Origin of the sequence: Alistipes sp. HGB5, from assembly GCF_000183485.2 — a bacterium.
Classification (GTDB): domain Bacteria; phylum Bacteroidota; class Bacteroidia; order Bacteroidales; family Rikenellaceae; genus Alistipes; species Alistipes finegoldii.
On the sequence record NZ_AENZ01000009.1, the window covers coordinates 114791 to 137186 of the forward strand.

At 58.1% G+C, this 22396-nt stretch carries 23 protein-coding genes and 3 tRNA genes; 16 read left to right on the plus strand and 10 right to left on the minus strand.

What is annotated here, in order from left to right; genetic code table 11:
• Positions 1 to 42: 42 nt before the first annotated feature.
• Positions 43 to 125, minus strand: a tRNA-Tyr gene (locus HMPREF9720_RS01720).
• Between the two features lie 125 nt (positions 126 to 250).
• Positions 251 to 324 (minus strand) — tRNA-Thr (locus tag HMPREF9720_RS01725).
• A 338-nt stretch (positions 325 to 662) separates the two neighbouring features.
• On the opposite strand from HMPREF9720_RS01725, the gene HMPREF9720_RS01730 reads away from it, so the two are divergent.
• The gene (locus tag HMPREF9720_RS01730) at positions 663 to 1184 is read left to right on the plus strand and encodes a GNAT family N-acetyltransferase (RefSeq protein ID WP_009596318.1); all 522 of its coding nucleotides are present in this window, start codon (positions 663 to 665) and stop codon (positions 1182 to 1184) included.
• A 107-nt stretch (positions 1185 to 1291) separates the two neighbouring features.
• On the opposite strand, the gene HMPREF9720_RS01735 is transcribed toward HMPREF9720_RS01730, so the two are convergent.
• From HMPREF9720_RS01735 to HMPREF9720_RS01745, 3 genes are all read right to left on the minus strand, one after another.
• Positions 1292 to 2020, minus strand: coding sequence for a helix-turn-helix domain-containing protein (locus HMPREF9720_RS01735; protein ID WP_039939562.1), 729 nt, complete (start codon positions 2018 to 2020; stop codon positions 1292 to 1294).
• 470 nt (positions 2021 to 2490) lie between these two features.
• Positions 2491 to 3348: a hypothetical protein gene (locus HMPREF9720_RS01740; protein WP_009596463.1), complete on the minus strand. Its 858-nt coding sequence runs from the start codon at positions 3346 to 3348 to the stop codon at positions 2491 to 2493.
• Positions 3349 to 3653: 305 nt separating this feature from the next.
• Positions 3654 to 3920: a type B 50S ribosomal protein L31 gene (locus HMPREF9720_RS01745; RefSeq protein ID WP_009596455.1), complete on the minus strand. Its 267-nt coding sequence runs from the start codon at positions 3918 to 3920 to the stop codon at positions 3654 to 3656.
• A gap of 316 nt (positions 3921 to 4236) precedes the next feature.
• On the opposite strand from HMPREF9720_RS01745, the gene HMPREF9720_RS01750 reads away from it, so the two are divergent.
• The 4 genes from HMPREF9720_RS01750 (at position 4237) to HMPREF9720_RS01765 (ending at position 6477) form a co-directional block, all read left to right on the plus strand.
• Positions 4237 to 5064: a S1/P1 nuclease gene (locus tag HMPREF9720_RS01750; protein ID WP_009596494.1), complete on the plus strand. Its 828-nt coding sequence runs from the start codon at positions 4237 to 4239 to the stop codon at positions 5062 to 5064.
• A 107-nt stretch (positions 5065 to 5171) separates the two neighbouring features.
• Positions 5172 to 5245: transfer RNA gene (locus HMPREF9720_RS01755), tRNA-Ile, on the plus strand.
• A gap of 299 nt (positions 5246 to 5544) precedes the next feature.
• The gene (locus HMPREF9720_RS01760) at positions 5545 to 5913 is read left to right on the plus strand and encodes a DUF3127 domain-containing protein (RefSeq protein ID WP_009596520.1); all 369 of its coding nucleotides are present in this window, start codon (positions 5545 to 5547) and stop codon (positions 5911 to 5913) included.
• A gap of 66 nt (positions 5914 to 5979) precedes the next feature.
• The gene (locus HMPREF9720_RS01765; protein ID WP_009596505.1) at positions 5980 to 6477 is read left to right on the plus strand and encodes a GNAT family N-acetyltransferase; all 498 of its coding nucleotides are present in this window, start codon (positions 5980 to 5982) and stop codon (positions 6475 to 6477) included.
• 99 nt (positions 6478 to 6576) lie between these two features.
• Here the strand turns inward: HMPREF9720_RS01765 and HMPREF9720_RS01770 are convergent, their stop codons facing one another.
• The 4 genes from HMPREF9720_RS01770 to HMPREF9720_RS01785 all read right to left on the minus strand — a co-directional run bounded on the left by HMPREF9720_RS01770 (position 6577) and on the right by HMPREF9720_RS01785 (position 10936).
• Positions 6577 to 7710: an FKBP-type peptidyl-prolyl cis-trans isomerase N-terminal domain-containing protein gene (locus HMPREF9720_RS01770; protein WP_039939564.1), complete on the minus strand. Its 1134-nt coding sequence runs from the start codon at positions 7708 to 7710 to the stop codon at positions 6577 to 6579.
• Between the two features lie 90 nt (positions 7711 to 7800).
• Positions 7801 to 8514 carry an FKBP-type peptidyl-prolyl cis-trans isomerase gene (locus HMPREF9720_RS01775; RefSeq protein WP_009596522.1) on the minus strand — a complete coding sequence of 238 codons (714 nt, stop codon included), beginning with the start codon at positions 8512 to 8514 and terminating at the stop codon, positions 7801 to 7803.
• Between the two features lies 1 nt (position 8515).
• Entirely contained in the window at positions 8516 to 9895 is a 1380-nt protein-coding gene (gene nhaA, locus HMPREF9720_RS01780; protein WP_022043860.1) for a Na+/H+ antiporter NhaA, read from the minus strand.
• Entirely contained in the window at positions 9896 to 10936 is a 1041-nt protein-coding gene (locus tag HMPREF9720_RS01785; RefSeq protein ID WP_009596315.1) for an agmatinase family protein, read from the minus strand.
• A gap of 94 nt (positions 10937 to 11030) precedes the next feature.
• Here HMPREF9720_RS01785 and HMPREF9720_RS01790 point away from each other — a divergent pair, with 94 nt between their 5' ends.
• The 10 genes from HMPREF9720_RS01790 to HMPREF9720_RS14930 all read left to right on the plus strand — a co-directional run bounded on the left by HMPREF9720_RS01790 (position 11031) and on the right by HMPREF9720_RS14930 (position 20151).
• Positions 11031 to 12026 (plus strand): 4-phosphoerythronate dehydrogenase, encoded by a 996-nt coding sequence (locus HMPREF9720_RS01790; protein WP_009596394.1) that lies wholly within the window; start codon positions 11031 to 11033, stop codon positions 12024 to 12026.
• 58 nt (positions 12027 to 12084) lie between these two features.
• Positions 12085 to 13362, plus strand: coding sequence for a quinone-dependent dihydroorotate dehydrogenase (locus tag HMPREF9720_RS01795; protein ID WP_009596333.1), 1278 nt, complete (start codon positions 12085 to 12087; stop codon positions 13360 to 13362).
• A 16-nt stretch (positions 13363 to 13378) separates the two neighbouring features.
• Positions 13379 to 14620: a competence/damage-inducible protein A gene (locus HMPREF9720_RS01800; protein ID WP_009596373.1), complete on the plus strand. Its 1242-nt coding sequence runs from the start codon at positions 13379 to 13381 to the stop codon at positions 14618 to 14620.
• A 12-nt stretch (positions 14621 to 14632) separates the two neighbouring features.
• Positions 14633 to 15181: a CinA family protein gene (locus tag HMPREF9720_RS01805; RefSeq protein WP_009596515.1), complete on the plus strand. Its 549-nt coding sequence runs from the start codon at positions 14633 to 14635 to the stop codon at positions 15179 to 15181.
• 50 nt (positions 15182 to 15231) lie between these two features.
• Complete coding sequence (locus tag HMPREF9720_RS15760; protein ID WP_009596499.1) at positions 15232 to 15717, plus strand: hypothetical protein; 486 nt, start codon at positions 15232 to 15234, stop codon at positions 15715 to 15717.
• A gap of 5 nt (positions 15718 to 15722) precedes the next feature.
• On the plus strand, positions 15723 to 17168 hold the full coding sequence (locus HMPREF9720_RS01810; RefSeq protein WP_412894469.1) for a sensor histidine kinase: 1446 nt from the start codon (positions 15723 to 15725) through the stop codon (positions 17166 to 17168).
• Positions 17169 to 17295: 127 nt separating this feature from the next.
• Positions 17296 to 17529: a 50S ribosomal protein L28 gene (gene rpmB / locus HMPREF9720_RS01815; RefSeq protein WP_009596398.1), complete on the plus strand. Its 234-nt coding sequence runs from the start codon at positions 17296 to 17298 to the stop codon at positions 17527 to 17529.
• Between the two features lie 16 nt (positions 17530 to 17545).
• A complete protein-coding gene (gene rpmG / locus HMPREF9720_RS01820; RefSeq protein ID WP_009596501.1) occupies positions 17546 to 17728 on the plus strand; it encodes a 50S ribosomal protein L33 in 183 nt (60 codons plus the stop codon).
• 12 nt (positions 17729 to 17740) lie between these two features.
• On the plus strand, positions 17741 to 17899 hold the full coding sequence (locus tag HMPREF9720_RS14925) for a DUF4295 domain-containing protein (protein WP_009596369.1): 159 nt from the start codon (positions 17741 to 17743) through the stop codon (positions 17897 to 17899).
• A gap of 242 nt (positions 17900 to 18141) precedes the next feature.
• Positions 18142 to 20151, plus strand: a complete 2010-nt coding sequence (locus tag HMPREF9720_RS14930; RefSeq protein WP_083817594.1) for a glycosyltransferase — start codon at positions 18142 to 18144, stop codon at positions 20149 to 20151.
• An 80-nt stretch (positions 20152 to 20231) separates the two neighbouring features.
• Here HMPREF9720_RS14930 and HMPREF9720_RS01830 read toward each other — a convergent pair whose 3' ends face one another.
• Positions 20232 to 21140: a hypothetical protein gene (locus HMPREF9720_RS01830; protein WP_039939566.1), complete on the minus strand. Its 909-nt coding sequence runs from the start codon at positions 21138 to 21140 to the stop codon at positions 20232 to 20234.
• A gap of 82 nt (positions 21141 to 21222) precedes the next feature.
• On the opposite strand from HMPREF9720_RS01830, the gene ftsY reads away from it, so the two are divergent.
• A complete protein-coding gene (gene ftsY, locus HMPREF9720_RS01835; protein ID WP_009596472.1) occupies positions 21223 to 22233 on the plus strand; it encodes a signal recognition particle-docking protein FtsY in 1011 nt (336 codons plus the stop codon).
• The last annotated feature ends 163 nt before the right edge of the window (positions 22234 to 22396 follow it).

Below are 22396 nucleotides of genomic sequence, written 5' to 3' on the forward strand. Positions count from 1 at the left end.
ACCGCCGAAGATCTTGCAACTCCAACCGGCACTCTTTCTTAGTGGGAAGTGATGGATTCGAACCACCGAAGGCGTAAGCCAGCAGATTTACAGTCTGCCCCATTTGGCCACTCTGGTAACTTCCCAAGTTGTCTGCCCCTGAAAGATCGGCTCGCTTTTTGCGCGGGTCTTCCCCGTGAGGCTTTCGTTGCGCCGCTGCTCGTGTTCCGGAAGACCTTCGTCTTTCCGCTTCTCTTGCATCGGCTGTCCGAGCCGATGGAGGGATTCGAACCCCCGACCAGCTGATTACAAATCAGCTGCTCTGGCCAACTGAGCTACATCGGCAAAATCAACCGTTTTGGATTGCAAAAGTAGGCATAAAAAATTTACCGGCCAAATTATTTCCAATAAATTTTTCACTTTTTTACTCTTCTCAAAGAACGTCGGTCTACCGCCTTTTTTACAGGGGTGAAATCGGGTGCAAAGATAGGAAAAGTTTTATATTTTACAACAGCTTCTGCAAAAAATATCACCCTCCGCACCCAAGGTTATTACCGTTCCGCCCCTGCACGCTCCGAAACCGCAGTTCCTGCGGGTGCAAAACGCTCCGACACCTATTTAATATATAAAAAAACAGCTTCCCCGATTTTTCACTACCTTTGCAGCCAAAACCGGCATATACCATGAAAACGATTCCACTGTTCGACGACTTCTCGCTGCGTTCGCTGCGCAGCGGGGACGCCCCTGCGATTTTCGGCGCCATAGACACCCAGCGCGAACACCTCGGACGCTGGCTCCCGTTCGTGGCGGCGACGCACCGCGTGGAGCAAACACAGGAGGTCGTCGCAGGGATGCTGAACGACACGGCAAACCCGGTCTTCACGATCCGGAGCGGAGATGCGTTCGCAGGACTGATCGGCTTCAAATCGGCGGACAGCACGACGCGCACCATCGAAATCGGCTACTGGCTCCGCAGCGAGTTTCAGGGCCGGGGGATCATGACGTCCGCCGTGCAGGCGCTCTGCCGGCTCGCTTTCGAAGAGATGGGCATGGAACGCATCGAAATACGCTGCGCACTGGGCAACTACCGTAGCAACCGCATTCCCCAGCGGCTCGGATTCGCGCTCGACCGGGTGGAAGTCCGGGGAGAACGACTTGCCGACGGGGAGTTCGTCGATCTGAACGTCTACCTGCTGGAGCGCTGAAAAAGAAGCGGAGAAGCCCACAGCCTCTCCGTTTCCACAATCCGACAACAAACCCAAGCTGCCGGCATATGCTCTCCGTCTGCGGACGGTACGGGACAAATCCCCTACTACCCCTCCTTTATGGATGCGATCAGCTGCGCGGGCGTCGCCTGCAGGTAATTCTTGCAGAACCGGCTGAACTGCGTATAATGGCGGAATCCATACTTGTTCATCAGCACCTTCGTGCTGTCCTCGCCGTCGCGGATATCCGTAAAGATCTTCAGCGCCTTCTGGCGCATCATCCAATGATAGACGCTGTCGTTGAAGTGCTCGGCGAAGCGGCGCTTGAAGACCGAAAGGCTCATGCCCGCAAGCGCGGCCAGCTCCGCCACGCCCTGCGCCTTGTCGTAATTGTTGCACACGAACACGCGGAAGTTATCCTGCGGCTGAATCATCGACTGGAAGAAATAAGCATGCTCCGTCGGGGTATACAGCACCTTGATCATCATGAAAAGCTCCGTAGCCTTCATTTTGTGGTAACGGGCGCACTCGCTCAGCTCCGGAACGGCGAACAGATCGCAGAGCAGGCGTTCGATCGTAGGATGCATCGAAAGCCGCGGCACTGCTTCGGTCGGGATGACCGTATCGTAGGGCATCACCTTATCGAAGATATCCTGTTCGCAGAACTCGATGCGGTGAATCAGCGATAGCACGACGACATGGGCGTCGTCCTGCGCCGTGGTGACGAAACGTTCGCCCCTCGCCAGACATACGTATTGTTTCGACGTCACAAGCCGCACCGTATCCCCATGCTCCATCATCAGCGAACCCGACATCACGAAAAGAATGCGCACCATGCGGTCTGCGGGAAAAGTCACCCCTTCTCCTGCTGAAAAAGAAATTTGCGCGAAACGGCAGTAATTCGAATCGCCTATGCGGCGAAACGGCGCAGGAAACGTAGGACAACTACTACAATCCGCAGGGCAATTCTCTTTCAAACCGGCCTCCACAAACTGCGGTTTGATTTGATAATCCATATTACAACTATGTATATTTTTTATTGTCCAAATGTACGTAAAAAAAATAAAAATGACAAAACAGAACACCGCGCATCGCAAATAACGGTTCGTCTCCATTCCGATCCGAATCAAAAAACGTGTCCGGCATGCCATACACCGCCCGTCTCTGACAAAATACATCCATTATCCGCCCCATCTCGGTTTCCTTGCTGAACTCACTCGCTCGCCAAACGAGAGAGGCATCCCGGAATATTCCGGGATGCCTCTCTCATTGCCGCGCGGCGCCGGATCATCCGGCCCGCCGCCCGTTATTTATAGCTTATGATCAGAATCTTCGACGACTCCCAAAAACGGACGGGATCGGTGATGAGCAGTTTCAACACGACCTTGTCGGCATCCGTCACCAACTCGTACGACTCTTCGGGATGCGTCGTCACGACCGAAACCTTTTTCTGCCCGATCGGCACCTCCGACAGCAGCCGCGAATCGGTCTTGGTGAAGCTGTCCAGATTATTGGTCTTATTGACCGTCAGCGTACGCCCGATGAAACCCTGCTTGTTGATGATCTGCGCCTCACGCAGCTCTTTCTCGGTCCCGACGATGTAATACACCGTATTCAGCTGGTTCTCCAGCTCGACCTTCTCGGTATTCAGGGTTTCGACCTGCTCGCTCCGCACAGCCACCTGCTCGGTCAGGGTCTCCACCTCGACCCCCATCTGGGTGAGATTCTCCCGCAGCCGGGCAATTTCGTTTTTCTTCTCGGCAAGCTGCGCGCTCATGTCCCGAATCATCTTCTCCAGTCCGTCGAGGCGCAGATTGGCTTTGCGCAACTGCGCGACAGCGCTTTGCAGCGAAGCGATCTTGACTTTGTTTTCCCGCAGCAGCCGGTCGATGGCGGCGATATCGTTGTTGATCTCCTCCACGGGACGGCGGCCGCCTTCGGCGTCGCCCGCCACCGAGAGCAGATTCTCACGCGTCCTGATCAGCGCAAGATTCTCGGAAATAGAACTGATGTCCTCGAAAACAGCACTGATCAGCGAATCCTTCGCGCTGACGACCACCGAAAGCGAATCGCGCTGCTCCTCGACCTTGACGACCGTCCCTTTGCTCACACACGACGCCAGAGCCAGCGCAGCCCCCAGCGCCATGACAATTACATGCTTCATAACTTTCTAACGTTTAAGTCATTGTTTGCCTTACGGCGGCAAATATATACATAAAAACGATATCGTGTACAAAAAAATCGGCCCCAGAACGAAAATTCCGGCCGCACCGCCGGTCCTTCCCCGGCATATCCGCACCCCGGCCGCAGAAACGTTCCTACAACCGCCAAACACGCCCTCGACCGCAGGACCGTTCCTCCACGCAGACACTCCCTCGACCGCAAAATAGCTCTCTCTGCAACAAAACGCACCAAAAACAAACGGGCCGCACACAAGTGCAGCCCGTTGTCTCTCAATGCGGAAAGCGCCTATTTCGCGCCTTTCTTATCGTAGCGTTTTGCGTAACGGCTCATAAACTTATCGACGCGACCGGCGGTGTCTACCAACTTCATCTTACCGGTGTAAAACGGGTGCGACGTGTTGGAAATTTCCATCTTATACACGGGATAGGTTTCGCCGTTCACTTCGATGGTCTCTTTTGTCGAAACGGCGGACCGACACAAAAACACGTGGTCGTTGGACATGTCCTTGAACGCCACCAAACGATAATTCTCCGGATGAATACCCTTTTTCATTTCGTTGTTTTTGTTTTAATTGATTGCTTAAGCGGGACAAAGGTACGAATTTATTTGCAACAAACAATACTCCGCCCGATTTTCCGCGAAACTTTTTATCTCCGCACTGCTTCCGCAGCGAAAACGCCCCGCGCCGAAAACCGCGCCGGACGGATAAAAACAGCCCGCAGAAAGGCTCCCAAAGGCCCGCGACAAAATATCCCGAAAATTTCCCGCCGCCGGATAGGTGTTTCGTCCCGCAGCACGGTATTATATTATGACAAACGTCCGCGCCGCGCATGGGCCGGAAAGAAAAAACAACAAAACACCTTAAAACATGAAGAGACTCCTTCTCATCGCGGCCTTCGCCGCACTGACGTCCGCTCAGGGCGCCTTCGCATGGGGCAGGCTGGGACACGCCGCCGTCGCCCGTCTGGCCGAGCAACACCTGACGAAAAAGGCCAAAGCCAATCTGGACAAACTGCTCGACGGCCGCTCGATCGTCTATTACGCTTCGTGGATGGACGATTACAAGCCCCAAATGCTCGTCGATCTGGGCTATACGCCCACCAACGGTCCCCGCATGCACATGCTGCCCCACACCTTCTCGGTGGACGAAAACGGCGAGGTAATCCGCGGCAACCGGCTGCCCGGCGACAAATATCTGGCCAACTGCCTCTATTACGTCGAGCGGGCTGCCGACCGGCTGAAAAACCGCATGCACGAGATGAACGACTCCACGCGGCTGGCCTGCATTCAGGTCATCGTCCACTGTCTGGGGGACATGCACTGCCCCGGACACGTCCGCTGGCCGGACAATCAGGAAATCGGTTACTTCAACGTCGTCCTCAAAGGCAGCGAAATCCGCTACCACACGATCTGGGACACCCCGATCGTAGCGACGACCCACCCGTGGAGCTTCTCCGATCTGGCCTTCCAGCTCGACCGCTACACCGAAGAACAGCAGCGGGCGGCGATCGCCGGCGACATCTACGACTGGGGCCGCGAGTCGGCCGCAAACTCGAAATGCATCTACGACGTGAAGCCGGGCGACAAACTGGGACACGACTTCATCCTGAAATACAAACCGCTGGCCGAAGAGCAGCTCGCCAAAGCCGGCTACCGGCTGGCCAAGGTCCTCAACGACATTTTCGACCGTCAGTAATCCCCCGCCGCGACCTGCCCGGACCTAAAAAATCTCCGCGTCATATTGGGAATTCGGATTTGTTTTGCTATATTTGTGCCCGCGGTTTGGGCACACAGCCGCCGGACGGACCCATAGCTCAGTCGGTTAGAGCAGCGGACTCATAATCCGAAGGTCGTGGGATCATGCCCCTCTGGGTCCACTGAAAATCAAAGATCTGCAGAAATGCAGGTCTTTTTTTCTTATTTGCAGGGCACATCCGACCGAACAGCCAATCGGCACGTGTGGAATCCCCGATTTCGGCATCCATAGAATTCTCCGGGCACACGCCTGCGCAGTTTTTCCCGTCCGGCGACGCAAAACACAAAAAAAATCGCGGCGCCCCGAAGCTCCCCGGCCGAGAAATTTGCGCGGGAATTTTGCCGGCGGGTGCAGGGATTCTCCCGATTTTTTGTTACCTTTGCGGAAAAATAAGATTATTAATCCATTCACAGCATCACCATGGAATTCGAAGGAACAGTTTACAAAATAATGCCCGTGACAAAAGGAACGTCGGCACGCGGCGAATGGCAGCGTCAGGACGTGGTCTTCGAGATGAACGAAGGTTCGTTCGCCCGCAAGATCTGCGTCACGTTTTTCAACAAGCCCGACGACGTGGCCCGTCTGAAAGAGGGTGCGGCCTACACCGTCTCGGTCAATATCGAGTCGCGCGAATACAACGGCCGCTGGTATACCGACATCCGCGCATGGCGTCTCCAGCCCAAACAGGCCGAAGTTCCCGGCGCAGGCCCGATGCCCGACATGCCGCCCATCGCCGAGGAGCCCTCTTATGCATCGTCGCCCGCCGAGGTGGACGACCTGCCGTTCTAAAGCGGACGGAAAACATACAAGGCGGCTGGGATCTCCAGCCGCCTTTTTCATTTCAAAATCACCGCCATGCAACCGATCGTTCCCGACACGACACCCCCGCCTGCAACCGACATCCGACCGCTCCGCAAAGCGGAAATCCCGGCGGCTTCCGCGCTCGTCCGCCGCGTTTTCGCAGAATTCGAAGCCCCCGATTACGCGCAGGAAGGCATCGACGTCTTTCACCGGTTCATTGCCCCGGAAGCCATGACGGAACAGTTTCGCACCGGCGCGCTGATGCTATGGGGAGCATTCCGGCAGGATACGCTGGCCGGCGTCGCCGCGGTCAGAAACCATAGCCACATCAGCCTGCTCTTCGTGGACGCATCCTGTCACCGGCAGGGCATCGCACGCGCCTTGTTCAGCGCAGTACGCGACTTCTGCAGCACCGATCCGGCGGTTTCCCGCATCACCGTCAACTCGTCGCCCTATGCCGTCGAAATATACCGCAGACTGGGATTCACCGCAACCGACGCCGAACGCGTCACGGACGGAATCCGTTTTACTCCGATGACATACCTATTATAACAGCGGCCGCAGCGGACGCCCCCTCCCGATGCCGGCACAATGACAAACAGGGCGGACCCCGCACGGGGTCCGCCCTGTCATATTCGGAATCTCAGCCGCCTATTTTGCGGGGGCCACCTCCGGAGTCTCGGCCGTCGCCGTCGAATCCGCCGGAGCGGGTTCCTCGAAAGGAACGACGTCGATCAGCTCCACCTCGAACTCAAGCGCCTCGTTGGGACCGATGTCACGGCCGGCGCCGCGTGCGCCGTAAGCCAGATCGGCGGGAATCCAGAGCGTAATCGTGCCGCCCTTGCCGACCAGCTGCAGGCCCTCGGTCCAACCCTTGATCACGCGGTTAAGCGGGAATTCGGCCTCCGTATCGGCCTCCTTGGGCGTGCCGTCCTCGTTGAAGCCGTCGGGATTCTGCTTGCGGATCATCTCCTGCTGCTCTTTCGGGCGGTTTGCGAATTTCGAAGTGTCGAACACCTTGCCTTCACGCGTGCGGCCCGTGTAATGCACCTTCACCACGTCGCGCGGATCCTTCGGCATCATCGAAGCGTCGCCCTGCTTGGTAACCTTGTAAAGCAGGCCCGACTCGGTCTTCTTCACGCCCGACTTCTTCTCGATCTTCTCCAGCCACGCCTTCGAAGCCTCGGCGTTCTCGGCCGGACGCTTCACCATGAAGTAGTACTGCAGATACTGGTTCACGGCATCCTCGGCCATCTTCGCCTTGCCGTCGCGCACGTCCTGCATGGCCTGACCGATCCATACGAGCTGAATGGGCATGCCGCTCTGGCTGATGTTGTAACCGATGTCGTTACCGAACGCATACGAAATCTCGGCACGCTCCTCCTCGCTCTCGAACATGGCGGGATCGGCTGCGGGATACTCGACCTTGGTCGTGTCGCCGCCGGCCAGACGGATGCTGTCCTGCTCGGCACGCTTGGCCGCGATCTCCTGCGCACGCTCGCCGCGCTTGCTCATGAAATATTCGCGCAGCATGTCGAGCGACTTGTCGTGCTCCTGCGCGGCCTTACCCATGGCACCTTCCTTGATACCTTTGTCGATGGCCTTGAAATCGAAGGGAATGTCCTTCATCTCGTGATTCATGCCGTAGCCGATATTGGCGCCCAGCGAATACGAAAGCGAGTCGAAATCCGAAAGGCTGCCCATACGAACGCCGCCGTCCTTGCCGCCGCAGGCGGTCATGAACGCAGCACCTGCAAGTGCCGCTGCAAAAAGAATTTTTTTCATTGTTTTGTTTTTCAAATATGTTTAATCGTTTGTGCCTGTTAGGGGTTTACCCGCGCAAAGTTATAAAATATTTGGAATAATGGTTTAAAATTAACGGCGTAAATTGCTGCGCCGCGACCAATTCGCATATTTATCGACATCGACAAGCTCGATTTCGTAATACAGCGTGGTATTCGGCTGAATTCCCAGCTCTTTGTCGCCCTCCGTACCGTAAGCCGCCGAGGAGGGAATCCACGCGTTGATCTTTCCGCCCCTGCCGACCAGTTTGACGCTCTCCTTCATGCCCTTGAGCAGGCCGCCGAGCGTCGTGCGCAGCGTATCGCCCCGCTCATAGGAGGAGTAGACGTCCCGGCCGTCGGCCGTGCGGATCAGGTAGCGGAGCGCAATGCTGTCACGGTCCGAAGCGGGTATCTGCTCCTGATCGCCCAGCACCTCGACCGTATAGGTCACGCCCGATGCGGTGCGGGCGTAGTTGCGGTTCGCCTTGAGGATATCCTGCAGGAACTGCTCCTCGTAGGCGCGGGCTTTCTCCGGCAGCGCATAATTCATATAGCGCAGGTAGAAAACCTCGGCGTCGGCCGCCGAGAATTTGGTCCCTTGGCGGAACACGTCGCGGATGCCTTCGCATACGGCGTTCACGTTGATCGTCGAATCCATCTTCATCAGGTTCATGCCCACGTTCATACCGATCACATAGGCCACCGAATCGGTGTCGGTCTTGAGCTTCACGCCCCCGCCCGTCTTTTTGGAGCAGGCCCCGGCCAGCAGCGCCGCGGCCGTCAGGACAACTAATGTCTTACGCATATCAGGTTCGTTTTTTCGAAAAAATCAGTATCAGCAGGCTGCCCGCGACGGCGGCGGCCGTCGAGCCCATCAGGATCGCGATTTTACCCCGGTCGATCAGGTCGGGTTCGGTGTAGGCCAGCGCATCGACGAACAGCGACATCGTGAACCCGATACCGCCCAGACACCCCACGGCGAAGAGCATGCGCCACGTCGCCCCTTCGGGCAGCTCGGCCAGCCCCGACTTCACGGCGCCCCAGCTCGCAAGAAATATGCCCAGCGGCTTTCCCACGAGCAGTCCGAAGAAGACGCCCATCCCCACCGATCCGATATCGGGCGACATATGGAAAATATTGAGGTATTCGAGCGACGTGATCTCGACCCCGGCATTCGCCAGCGCGAAAATCGGCATCACGAGGAAGGTCACCGAGGGCGCCAGCGCATGCTCCAGCCGGTAGCTCATGCCCACCGAGTCGGCCGCGAGATTACGCATGCGGCGCAGGTAGAACCGGTGGTTTTCGTTGGGAAAATCCTCGCCCGAAGTGCCGGCGGCGAGCATCAGCGCCTTCAGATGGCGCATCTTGTGCACGAAATACTCCTTGCTGTAACGGGGCGTCATCGGAATCAGCATGGCCATCGCCACGCCCGAAATGGTCGAGTGGACGCCCGAATAGTAGAACAGCCCCCACACCACCACGGCCGGCACCAGATAGAAGAACATGCGCTTCTCGCCCATCTCCTTCATGAAGTAGACGCCGAGCATGATGACCAGCGCCGCCAGCAGACATCCGATCTGCACCTGCCCGCCGTAGAAGAGCGCGATGACCAGAATGGCTCCGAGGTCGTCGGCGATAGCCAGCGCCGTGAGGAATATCTTGAGCGACACGGGGACCCGGTCGCCGAGCATCGAGAGGATGCCGATGGCGAAGGCGATGTCGGTGGCGGTCGGAATACCCCAGCCGTTGGCGGCCATCGTACCGTGGTTGAAGGCGGTGAAGATGATCGCCGGGAAGAGCATGCCGCCCGCCGCGGCCAGCACCGGGAGGAGGGCCTTTTTGGCCGACGAAAGCTGTCCGCAGACGATCTCGCGTTTTATCTCAAGCCCCACGGCGAAGAAGAAAATCACCATCAGGCCGTCGTTGATCAGTTTCTCGACGGTCATCCCGCGCGGGAACACCCAGTCGATCAGCCCGTCGGGGCTATGCACCATCAGCGAGAGGTCGGTCTCCAGCAGATGACGGTAATAGAGCGAAGTCGCAGGCAGATTGGCCAGCAGCATGGCGATGATCACGCATCCGAGCAGCACGATGCCCCCGGCCCAAGGGGCCTCCATGAAATTACGGCCGCGTATACCGATCATGTGGCGCTCGCGCACCCAGCGGTACATCGAAAATAGTCGCATTTATCGAACGTTTGATTTTAAAGTTAAATTACACAACTTCCACAATACCCGTGCGCCCGTTATGGCGTCGATCCGCTCCTCGCGGGCCGGAGTGACCTCCACCACGTCGAACCCGACGATGCGGCGGCCCGAACGCACGAGGGTGTCCAGCAGCCAGACGGCTTGGTTGAAACCCAGTCCGCCCGCAACGGGAGTCCCCGTGTGGGGACAGTTCTCGTAGGAGAGTCCGTCGATGTCGAAACTCACGTAGACCTCCTGCGGAAGCGTTTCGACGATACGCAGACACTGCGTATCCCACGTTTCGCCGCGAAACCCGGCGGCCGCCAGCGACAGATCGTCGAACAGGACGACGCGGCCGGACGACGCGGCCAGCGCCGCCTCCCGCTCGCTGAAGTCGCGCACGGCGACTTGGGCGATCTTCGTCACCGCAGGCACGTCGCGCAGCACGTTGAACATGATCGAAGCGTGCGAAAACTCGAACCCCTCGTAGGCGTCCCGCAGGTCGCAGTGGGCGTCGATATGCAGGATTCCGAACTCCGCATGCCGTTCGCCGAGCGCGCGGATCAGGCCGTAAGGCGTCGAATGGTCGCCGCCGACCAGCCCGACGAGTTTTCCCGCATCGAGCCAGCGCGCGGCCTGCGCCCCGATGTTGGCGTTCATGGCCGCACACCCTTCGTTCACGCGGCAGATTTTGCGCACCACATAGTCGTCCTCAGGACTGCCGCCCCCTTCGAGGTGGTCGATCACCTTCGCCGCATCGCCGCGCAGGCGCTGCGACTCGTCCAGCAGCGAATAGTCCACGTCGGCCGTGGCGATGCCGCGGCGCCATGCGCCGGGAGCCAGCGGTTCGTGGAAATCGAGCTGCGTCGAGGCCTCGATAATGGCATCGGGAGCGTAAGCCGTCCCCGCTCCGTAGGACACCGTCACGTCCCAAGGCGCCGAGACGATCACCAGCTCGGCCGTCTCCGGTTCGAAAGGCAGCCCGAAATAGGTCCCGTTATCCACACCGACCCCGTCGGGATCGAACGTTTTCTGTTCCATAAGATCCGTTTTAAATGTCAAAGATACAAAAATTTTAATTTTTCCCTATATTTGCTTCCCGTAAAGAGTAGAAATCAGGAAAAAGCCATCAGCCATGAAAATCATCGCCGACAGCGCCATACCCTTTTTGCAGGGGGTCCTCGAACCTTGGGCCGAGGTGCGTTATCTTCCGGGGGCGGAAATCGCGCCGGAGGAGGTGCGCGATGCCGACGCCCTCCTTATCCGCACGCGCACCCGTTGCGACGAGCGGCTGCTCGGCGGCTCCCGCGTCCGTCTGATCGCCACGGCGACCATCGGTTTCGACCACATCGACACGGCGTGGTGCGCGGCGCACGGCATCCGCGTCTGCACGGCCGCCGGCTGCAACGCCAGAGGCGTACTCCAATGGGCGGGGGCGGTGCTGGCCCACCTCGCCCGCACGCAGGGCTGGCAGCCCGCCGGGCGTACGCTGGGCGTCGTCGGCGTGGGACACGTCGGATCGCTCGTGAAGGAGTATGCCGAAACATGGGGCTTCCGGGTCCTCTGCTGCGACCCGCCGCGCGAGGCGCGCGAACACTGCGGCTTCCTGCCGCTGGAGGAGGTCGCCCGCCAAGCCGACATCCTGACGTTCCACACGCCGCTCGACGACACGACGCGCCGCATGGCCGGCGACGCCCTTTTTGCACGGATGAAACCCGGCGCCGTAATCCTGAACTCCTCGCGCGGCGAGGTCGTGGACGGCGCGGCCCTGCTGCGCAGCGGCCTTGCCTGCGTACTCGACGTCTGGGAGCACGAACCCGCCATCGACCGCCGGCTGCTCGCCCGCACACTGCTCGCCACGCCGCACATCGCGGGCTATTCCGAGCAGGGCAAAGCCAATGCCACGGCCATGTCGGTCGATACGCTGGCCCGTTTCTTCGGCCTGCCCCTCGCCGGATGGTACCCGCCTCAGGCCGCCCCTTCGACGCCCCGGCCGATCTCGTGGCAGGAGCTTTGCACCACCATCGGGGGCGCGTTCGACATCGAGGCCCAGAGCCGCAGCCTGAAGGCCCGGCCGGAGGATTTCGAGCCGATGCGCGACCATTACCGCTACCGCCGCGAATACTTTTAGCGAAATCAATTCTTTTTTAGTACCTTTGCGGCCATAAGCGAAACCGCCACTTGAGACCATGTACCGTAGCATCATAAAGCCCATCCTCTTCTCGCTCACCATCGAGCGGGCGCACCGCGCCGTACTGATACTGCTGCGCGCCATCGGGCTGATTCCCGGCGGACGGTGGCTGCTCCGCAAGTGTTACGCCGTGAAACACCCCGCGCTCGAACGCGAGGTCTTCGGCATCAAATTCGCCAACCCCGTCGGGCTGGCCGCAGGTTTCGACCGCAACGGCGAGGCGTTCCGCGAACTGGCGGCCCTCGGTTTCGGATTCGTCGAAGTCGGCACCGTGACGCCGCGCCCGCAGGCGGGCAACCCCCGCCCCCGCGTCTTCCGGCTCCCGAAGGACGAGGCGATCATCAACCGCATCGGGCTTTCGAACCGCGGTCTCGAAAAGACCATCCAGCACCTGCGCCGGCCCCACGAAGGATTCATCGTCGGCTGCAACATCGGCCGCAACACCGCGACCCTCGCCGAAAACGCCGCGGCCGACTACCTCAAACTCTTCCGCAACCTCTACCAGTACGCGGATTACTTCACTGTGAACATCAGCTGCGACAACTCGTGCCGCGAAGGCGCGACGCATACGCGCGAACATATCTTGCGGATTCTCGACCCGTTGTTCGACTTCCGCCGGGGACAGAACCAATACCGCCCGATCATGCTCAAGGTATCGCCCGACATGCCGGACGCCGTGATCGACGAAATCAGCGACATTCTGCTCGAAACGCCCCTCGACGGCATCGTGGCGACCAACGGCACGCACAACCGCGAAGGGCTGCACACCAGCCGCACGACGCTCGACAAGATCGGCAGCGGCCGGCTGAGCGGCGCACCGCTCACGCAGCGGGCCGTGGAGGTCGTGCGCCGCATCCACACCCGTTCGGGCGGCAATTTTCCGATCATCGGCGTGGGCGGCATCATGACCCCCGACGACGCGAAAGCGATGCTCGACGCCGGAGCCGACCTGCTGCAGCTCTACACCGGCTATATCTACAACGGTCCCGGACTGGTGCGCGACATCTGCCGCGCCCTCGTCGCCGACGCCGAAGCGAAAGCCGCGGCGGAGCGGGCGGCAACGGAAAGGGCGGCAACGGAAAGGGCGGCAGCGGAAAGGGCGGCAGCGGAAAAAACAACAGCAAAACCCGCAGCGCAGCAACTCCCCGCAAAACACACGCCCCAGCCCGCCGCAACGGCTCCGGCTCCCGAAAACGCCGAAAACGCCGAACCGGCGCCTGCGGAATCCCGAACTCCGGCGCAATCCGGTCCCGACTCCGAACAGCCGGAGTCCTGAGTCAAAAACACCGCTTATGAAAGCAACGATCATCACTATCGGCGATGAAATCCTCATCGGTCAGATCGTGGATACCAATTCCGTATCCATCGCCCGCCACCTCAACGCCGCAGGCATCGTCGTGCATGAAAAAGTCTCGATCGGCGATGACAGCGCGCAGATCGTCGGGTGCGTGAAACGCGCCCTCGGCCAGTCGGACATCGCAATCATCACCGGCGGACTCGGCCCCACCAAGGACGACATCACCAAAAAGACGCTGGCCGAAATGTTCGGCAGCGAACTCATCCTGAACCAAACCGTCTCCGACCATGTAAAACGGATGCTCGAAGAGCGGGGCATCGAATTCAACGAACTCAACCGCGGACAGGCTCTGGTTCCGGCCTGCTGCACGGTGTTGTTCAACGCGCACGGCACGGCGCCGGGCATGTGGTTCGAACGCGGCGGCAAAGTGGTCGTCTCGCTGCCGGGCGTACCCTACGAAATGGAGCATCTGATGCAGGACGAGGTCATGCCGCGGCTCAAGGCGCACTTCGAACTGCGCCAGATCGTACACCGCACGATGATCACCGCCGGACTGCCCGAATCGATGCTCGCCAAAGCGATCGAAACGTGGGAAAACGCCCTGCCGCCCTACCTGAAGCTGGCCTACCTGCCCAATCCGGGCGCCGTGCGGCTCCGGCTGTCAGCCTACGAGGTCGAGGGAGAAAGCGTATCGAAGGAGATCGAACGGCAGTTCGAAGCGCTGCGCAGGATCATTCCCCACAACATCATCGGCTACGAAACGGCCACCATGCAGGAGTTGATACACAAGCTGCTCACCGAACGGCGACAGACCCTCGCCACAGCCGAGAGCTGCACGGGCGGCACCATCGCCGCGCGCTTTACGGCCATGCCGGGCGCTTCAGCCTACTTCCTCTGCGGCGTGGTTTCGTACAGCAACGCGTCGAAGCAGGCTGTGCTGGGCGTCGATCCCGACACGATCGCCCGTTACGGCGCCGTCAGCGAACAGGTCGCCCGACAGATGGCCGAAGGGGCGCGACGCATCAGCGGCGCCGACTACGCCGTCTCGACCACCGGCATCGCAGGCCCCGCGGGCGGTACGGCCGAAAAGCCCGTCGGCACGGTATGGATCGCCGTCGCAGGCCCCCGCCGCACGGTCGCCCTGCTCAAACAGTGCGGCTCCGACCGCGGACAGATCATCGACCGCGCCGGCGCCTTCGCCCTCGGCCTGTTGCGCGACGAACTCAACGGAAAATAAAACGACGCCCCGATGAATAAAATCCTGCTCTCAACCGCAACCGCATTCATTCTCTCGCTGACCGCCTGCAGCAGCCACGCTCCGGAAAAACGGGTGCACCGCATCCTGACCGACCGCATCCAGACGCTGGCCGTCGCCGAGAGTTGTACGGGCGGCACGATCGCCGCGCGCTTCACGGCCCTGCCCGGCGCTTCGGCCTACTTCAAATGCGGCGTCGTGGCATACAGCCTCGACACCAAGCAGGAGATCCTGCAAATCAGCTGCGACACGATCGCCCGCTACGGCGCCGTCAGCGAGCAGGTCGTCCGTCAGATGGCCGAAGGCGTACGCCGGGCTTCGAATTCGCACTATGCCGTCGCCACTACCGGCATCGCAGGCCCTACGGGCGGAACGCCCGAATATCCCGTCGGCTCGGTATGGATCGCCGTCAGCTCCCCGCTACGCACCACAACCCGCCTGATCCGTGCCGGCGGCAGCCGCAACGCCGTCATCCGAAAAGCCGGAACGGCGGCCATCGAACTGCTCGAAAAGGAACTGCAGGCATCGAATAAAGCCGAATAGCCCTCTCAAAAGACTGAATAGTTTGTTTTACAGCAGATATTTACTTATCTTTGCAACTATTCAGTCCAAAAACTAATGAAAAAAGCTCTGCTTTTATTGATGCTGTTTATCCGGATTCCGTCCGGCCACGCGCAGACCGAAACCTACAAAACGTAGACAGCACGCTTTACGCCTATTACCGCTGGTGCAACAACAACATCCGCGATTCGGTCGTCCTGCTCAAGGCCGACCCGCTGTTCCGGCTGGCGGGCGAAAAAAACGACATCCGCATGCAGGCCGTCGCCCTCTCGTTCAAGGCCGACCACTATTACTTCAACAACGAACCGGACTCTCTCAAGGCGTGGATTCCCCGCGTGCAGGCCTTCGCACGCGCAAACGAGCAGCCGACCTACTATTTTTTCACTTGGTCGCGGCTTATTCTCTACTACACGAAACACGGGCAATACACGCTGGCGCAGTACGAGCTGGAACGCTACATGGCGCAGGCCGACAGGACGACTACAAGCCCGCCATCGCCGAAGCCTACAAGCAGTTAGGCCACATCTACCGAACCCGCGGACTCAAAGAGACCGCCGCCGACTACTACCGCAAGGCGATCGGCTTCATCGAAGAGAACAACCTCAACAAATTCTCGCTGCCTATTCTCTATTCCGAGCTGGCCACCGTCCTCATCGACACCGGACGGTACGAAGAAGCCGCCGAAGAGCTCGAAAAAGGCAAGGCGCGGCTCACCCTGCCCGAATACATCTGGCCGCTGAAACTCAAACAGGTGATCCTCTACAGCCGGACCGGCCGGAGCGCCGAAGCCCGCACGCTGTTCGACCAGATCCGGCAGGGACACGACGGATACCTTACGACGGCCAGCCTCACCGAAGCGCAGCTTGCCATCAACCTCGCCGAGCACGAATTCGGCAGGGCGCTGACCACACTCGACAAACTGATCGGCCTGTTCAAAGAGACCGGGCACAGCGAAACCTATTTCTACGAACTGTTCCAAACCCGTGCGGAAACCTATGCCGAAACCGGCAATTACGAAGCCGCCTACAAAAGTCAGAAACACTACCTCGACCTCTACCGGAAAAAGGTCGGCGACGACAACGAAAGAAACCTCGGCGAATTCGCCACGCTGCTCGACGTCAGCCGTCTCGACGTCGAAAAGGCGGAGCTGCAGCGGCAGACGCAGGAAGTGCGCCTGCACCGCACGCAGCTGGGCATCGCGGCGCTGAGCGTCATCCTGCTGCTGACGGTTCTCTTCCTCCTCTTCACGGCGCGCATGAACCGCCGTCTGGCGCACGCCAAACGGGCCGCGGAGGCGAGCAGCCGGATGAAGGGCGTCTTCATCCGCAACATCACGCACGAGATCAACACCCCGCTCAATTCCATCGTAGGTTTCGCCGAGCTGGCCGCGGCCCCGGACGCGGACGACGAAGAGCGTCAGTCCTACATCGAAATCATCCGGGAAAACAGCGGCTACCTCCAGAAGCTCGTGGACGATGTGCTCTATATCGCGGGCCTCGAATCCTCCGACACCCCGCCCGCATTGGGTCCGGTGGACATCAACGTCTGCTGCATGCAGTGCATTCAGACCGTCAGGGACTACAGTCTCCGCAAACTCGACATCCGCTTCGAACCCGAATGCGCACAACTTCCGGTCAACACCTCCTGCCTGCTGCTCTCCAAGGCCCTGACCGAACTGCTGCGCAACGCAGCACGCTTCGCCCCCGACGGCCGGATCACGCTCGCCTACACCCTGATCTCGCACAAAAAGCGGATCGCCTTCACGGTTACGGACCGCGGACCGGGCATCCCCGCCGCAGAAGCGGACCGCATCTTCGACCGTTTCGTCAAACTCGACCCGTTCTCGCAGGGCATGGGACTGGGCTTGGCCGTCTGCCGGCTGATCGCGGACGCATTGGGCGGCGGGGTCGAACTCGACACTTCCTACACGGAAGGGGCGCGTTTCACGCTCACGATTCCAATCGTTTAAACACTGACTATCAATACAATAACATTCAACATTAAAAATTAATCGGGCAACTTAATCTTTAGTTCTCATTTTTTCCTTATATTTGCACTCCCTTACGGGAATAATATTAATATTATCGAAAACAAAAATGAAAGTTTGCGAAATCACAGGCAAGGTGGCGATCGTGGGCAACAACGTCTCGCACTCGCACCACAAGACCAAACGCAAATTCAGTCCCAATCTGAAAACCAAGCGTTTCTGGTCTGAGCAGGAGGGCCGCTGGATTACCCTGAAGGTATCGGCTGCCGGCATGAAAACAATCAACAAGAAGGGTCTTGCAGTCGCTCTGCGCGAGGCTGCCGCACCTAAGTCCGTTTACTAAAACACCGAAGTAACAAATGGCAAAGAAAGGCAACAGAGTTCAGGTCATCCTCGAATGCACCGAACAGAAAGAGAGCGGAGTTCCGGGAATGTCCCGTTACATCACGACAAAAAACAAGAAGAACACCCCCGACCGTCTGGAGCGCAAAAAGTACAACCCGTTTCTGAAAAAGGTCACCGTTCACCGTGAAATTAAATAGTTTTGAAGCTCTATGGCAAAGAAAGTAGTCGCAACACTGAAAACCGGCACGGGTAAGAACTTTACGAAGTGCATCAAGATGGTCAAGTCGGACAAAACCGGTGCTTACATGTTCAAGGAAGGCATCATCCCCAACGACCAAGTCAAAGAATTCTTCGAGGAGAAGAAATAAGTATTTTAAGAGCGATCTTAAATACAAAGGGCATCCGACAGGGTGCCCTTTGTGTGTCTCAGAAGAGACGCGCAAGCGCGACCATCGCCCGGTCAGAGCGGTCGGCGCACGATCAGACCGCGAATCCTGCATCAAGGGAAACACCCCTTCCGCAAGTGCGCAAAATCAATTATAGGAAAGACCGCTTGTTATCCGCTGAAAAATTCCTACCTTTGAAACAACAATATTCTCGACTAAAAACAATGCAGGAATCTCAACGGATCGCCATAGCTTTTACGGTCAACGACTCTTACGCCCAACATTGCTGTGTAGCAATGGCCTCGGCTCTGGAAAACAACAAATCGGAATTTCTGGACATCTACATATTTACCGATTATTTTTCCGATCGGAACAGACAATTATTTGAACAAACGGTCCGGCGTTACGGCGACGGCAACCGGCTCTCGTTCATAATCGTCGAAGACAGCGCCTTGAAAAAGCTGCGGCTCAACATCAGCTATATCACACACCACACCTATTACAGGTTCCTGCTGCCGGAACTGCTGCCGGAACTCGACCGGATATTGTACCTCGATTCGGATTTGGTCGTAAACGGTCCTCTGCGCCCGTTGTGGGAGACTTCTCTCGACGGATACTACTGCGCGGGCGTCAAAGACAGCTGGATCGAGCAAATCAGTTACAAATATCGGCTCGGAATGTCACAAGCGGAACTTTACATAAACGCAGGCGTCATTCTGATGAATTTGGAGCAGATGCGCAAAGATCAGGCGGCGGACCAGCTCCTGCAGACTGCGACCCAGAAAGGAACGCAGTTCGAATATCAGGATCAGGATGTGATAAATACGACGTTCAGAGGCGGCAAAATCAAAGAGCTTCCCGGCATTTACAACTACACCGCCACCGACGACAAATTCCATACGGTAAAAGATCCGGTCATCATCCACTACAACGGGGACGTCAAACCATGGTCCACCGAACGCAGATGCCCCAACTCCATGGCTTCCCGCTATTTTACGTACCTGCGGCTCACGCCCTACAAAAAATTCCGCTCGGAGTTCGTCCGGAGCCGAATATTGCGAACATTAAAAAAAGCGGCGGGCATCGACGTATACCCCAGCAGAGTCAAAGTCGCCCTGATCGTCGATGAATATTTCGGAGCCTGCGGCACGGCATACGGAGGTTACGGGTTTCTGGCACGCAATTATATCGCCCGATACCTGCCCGATACGAACATCTCGGTGGAAGTTTTACTCTCGAACAAACACCGGTGGAAGTTCGCCCCCAATGCGTTGACAGAAAAAGTCGACAACCGCAAGGTAATTATCCCTCCCGGACGCTTTTTTGCCCGGCAGTGGCTGAAAAAGAAAAAATACGACATCTATCTTACAGTCGAACTGACACACAATATTCTCAAATACGAACGTCGCAGCAAACCGATCATCCACTGGATACAGGATCCTCGGCCGTGGAGCGAATGGCTGGAAATACAGACCGTAAAACTGTTTCCCGAAAATTCCTACTGGAGTTCGAGCCTCTACGACAGCGTGAACAAACTTTACGGCAAAGGACTGGTTACATTCGTTTCTCAGGGATATTTTCTCAACGACAAGGCGATAGAGCTGTACCGGCTTCCGGGAGACGCTCCTATTGCCTATATGCCCAACCCCATCGACATCGACTACGGATTCGATCCGGAGAGCTACCCCAAAAAGAACCATATCCTCTTCATCGGACGCATCGAATCCATCAAGCGGGGTTGGCTTTTCTGCGAAATCGCGAAGCAACTTCCGCAATACGAATTCTTCATGCTGGGTCAGACTTTCCGGGAAAAATCCCAGAACGAAAGTATCATGGCCGGCTACCGAGACATACCGAACCTTCATTTCGTCGGACACGTCGAAGGCGAAGAGAAAATGAAATATATCCGCGAAGCCAAGATACTGGTCAACACCTCCATCCACGAAGCGCTGCCGATCACGTTTCTGGAAGCTTTGGCCTACGGCACACTGCTGGTCAGCTGCCGCAATCCGGAAGATCTGACTTCGAAATTCGGACGCTACACCGGTCCCGTACTCGGCGACGGCTTCGACAAAGTGCCGCTCTTCACCAGCGCAATCGAAGAGCTGATAGAAAACGAGGGACTGCGCAAAGAACTATCCTGCAAGGCTGTCGAATACATCCGGGAAATCCACCCGGTACATAAATTCCAAAAGCACATGAGAAAACTGATTCACGATCTGGCCCACAAATAGCCGATTGCAAATTCTTCGGATACGACAAACGGTGCGTCCTTGGGGGACGCACCGTTTGTCGTATGCTCAACACTCCTGCTTCAGAACTTCCGCACCGCCCGCACGAGGAATTTGTTGTACTTGGGAATCTCGATCACATAGGGAGGTTCGATGCCCGTATGGGTCGTATAGGCTTCCTTCTCGTCCTTCTCGGTCGAGGAGAAATAGTAGACCAGACGGTCCATGCGCTTGCCGCCGTTATCCTTGAGCGCGTCGTTGAAACGGTTGCGGGCCTGACGGTTGGAATGTATGCGCGTGCCGCCGTTGTAGTTGTGTCCGATGGTCAGCAGTTCGTCGATGGCCGGCAGGTACCAGCCCTCGCCCTTGTCGCGGCACCACTTGAAAGCCGGAAAATCATCCCACGCAAGGTTGTTTTCGGCGATATAGGCGGCTACCTTCTCCATATTTCCCATGCCGTCGATCCGGTCGTCGGCGCCCGCAACCCGCAGGTCGGGCTTCCGGAATTCGCTCCACGGCAGGTATATTTCATCGAGCGAAATAATCAGTCCGTGCCGGCGGTCCTCCGTCAGCATGCAGACCACGCCCTTGACGCCGTTCTGGTCGTAGAACTCGCCGATCTGATACTCTTTGGCGACATACTGCACCGGCGCAGCCTGCTGTACAGGCGCCTGCGCAGCGGGAGCCGCTGCGACCGGAGCCTCACCGACCGGCGTCGCAGGGGTCAGCGGCGTCGCAGGCACAGTTTCGGCAGCCCGGAAGCGCTCCTTTTCGCCGTTGGCATACTGAATGTAGTCGATATCGGCGACAGGCAGCACATAGGTCGGTCCGTCGGGATTGGAGAAACGCTTATACCGTACTGCATCGGGTGTTATTTCGGTTACTTTGGCCTCGACCTTCGTCGCATCGGTCTTGACGATCAGGTCCTGAGCCGCGGCCGTCAATACGCCGCAAAGCGCTGCCACAAGCAGCAGAATCGTTTTTTTCATCATCGTTGAAAATGTATATAGTGCAAATATAACATTTTTTTCCAAACATTCTTATTATCTTTGTACGGATATAGAGATATTAGACATGGCATTTTTCGATATTTTCAAAAAGAAGCAGGACAACTCCGCCGCGCAGGCTTCCGAAGAGCGCAAACAGCAGCAGGAAGAGCTTAACGCCGGGCTGGAAAAGACCAAGACGGGACTTTTCTCGAAGCTCGCCCGCGCCGTTGCAGGCCGTTCGACGGTCGATGCCGACGTACTGGACGACTTGGAAGAGGTGCTGATCTCGTCGGACGTAGGCGTGGAAACCACCGTCAAAATCATCCGGGGCATCGAAGAGCGCGTGGCGCGCGACAAGTATATGGGCACCTCCGAGCTGCAGTCCATTCTGCGCGAAGAGGTAACCGCGCTGATGGAGGAGTCGCACGGCTCCGAAAAGCATTTCGGACTCGACGCCAAAGAGGGCGAACCTTACGTGGTGATGGTCGTGGGCGTCAACGGCGCCGGAAAGACCACGACCATCGGCAAACTCGCGGCCCAGCTCACCAAAGCCGGACAAAAGGTCTGGATCGGCGCCGCCGACACGTTCCGCGCCGCCGCCATCGACCAGCTCAAGGTCTGGGCCGACCGTGCGGGAGCCACGATGATCCGTCAGGAGATGGGTTCTGACCCGGCATCGGTGGCGTTCGACACGCTGACCTCGGCCAAGGCCAACGGCGCCGACGTGGTGCTGATCGACACGGCGGGCCGTCTGCACAACAAGATCAACCTGATGAACGAGCTGACCAAAATCCGCAACGTCATGGGCAAGGTGATCCCCGGCGCGCCGCACGAGGTGATGCTCGTGCTGGACGGCTCGACCGGACAGAACGCTTTCGAGCAGGCCCGGCAGTTCACGCAGGCGACGCAGGTCACTTCGCTCACCATCACCAAACTCGACGGCACGGCCAAAGGCGGCGTGGTAATCGGCATCAGCGACCAGTTCCACATCCCGGTCCGTTACATCGGCATTGGAGAAGGCATCGACCAGCTGCGCATATTCGACCGCAAAGAGTTCGTCAAGGCGCTCTTCGGCGACGGCTCCGGCCAAAGCTGACGGGCCGCCGGCGGTTCCGCACAATAGGCGGACGGCCATATCGGAACGACACCTATATATTAAAAGCACAAACATCGCGCTCCGGACTCCCCGACAGAGTCCGGAGCTTTTTTGTATATATGTATCGTCCGGTTTTTTCCGGCGCGGCAGTCAATTATACGCA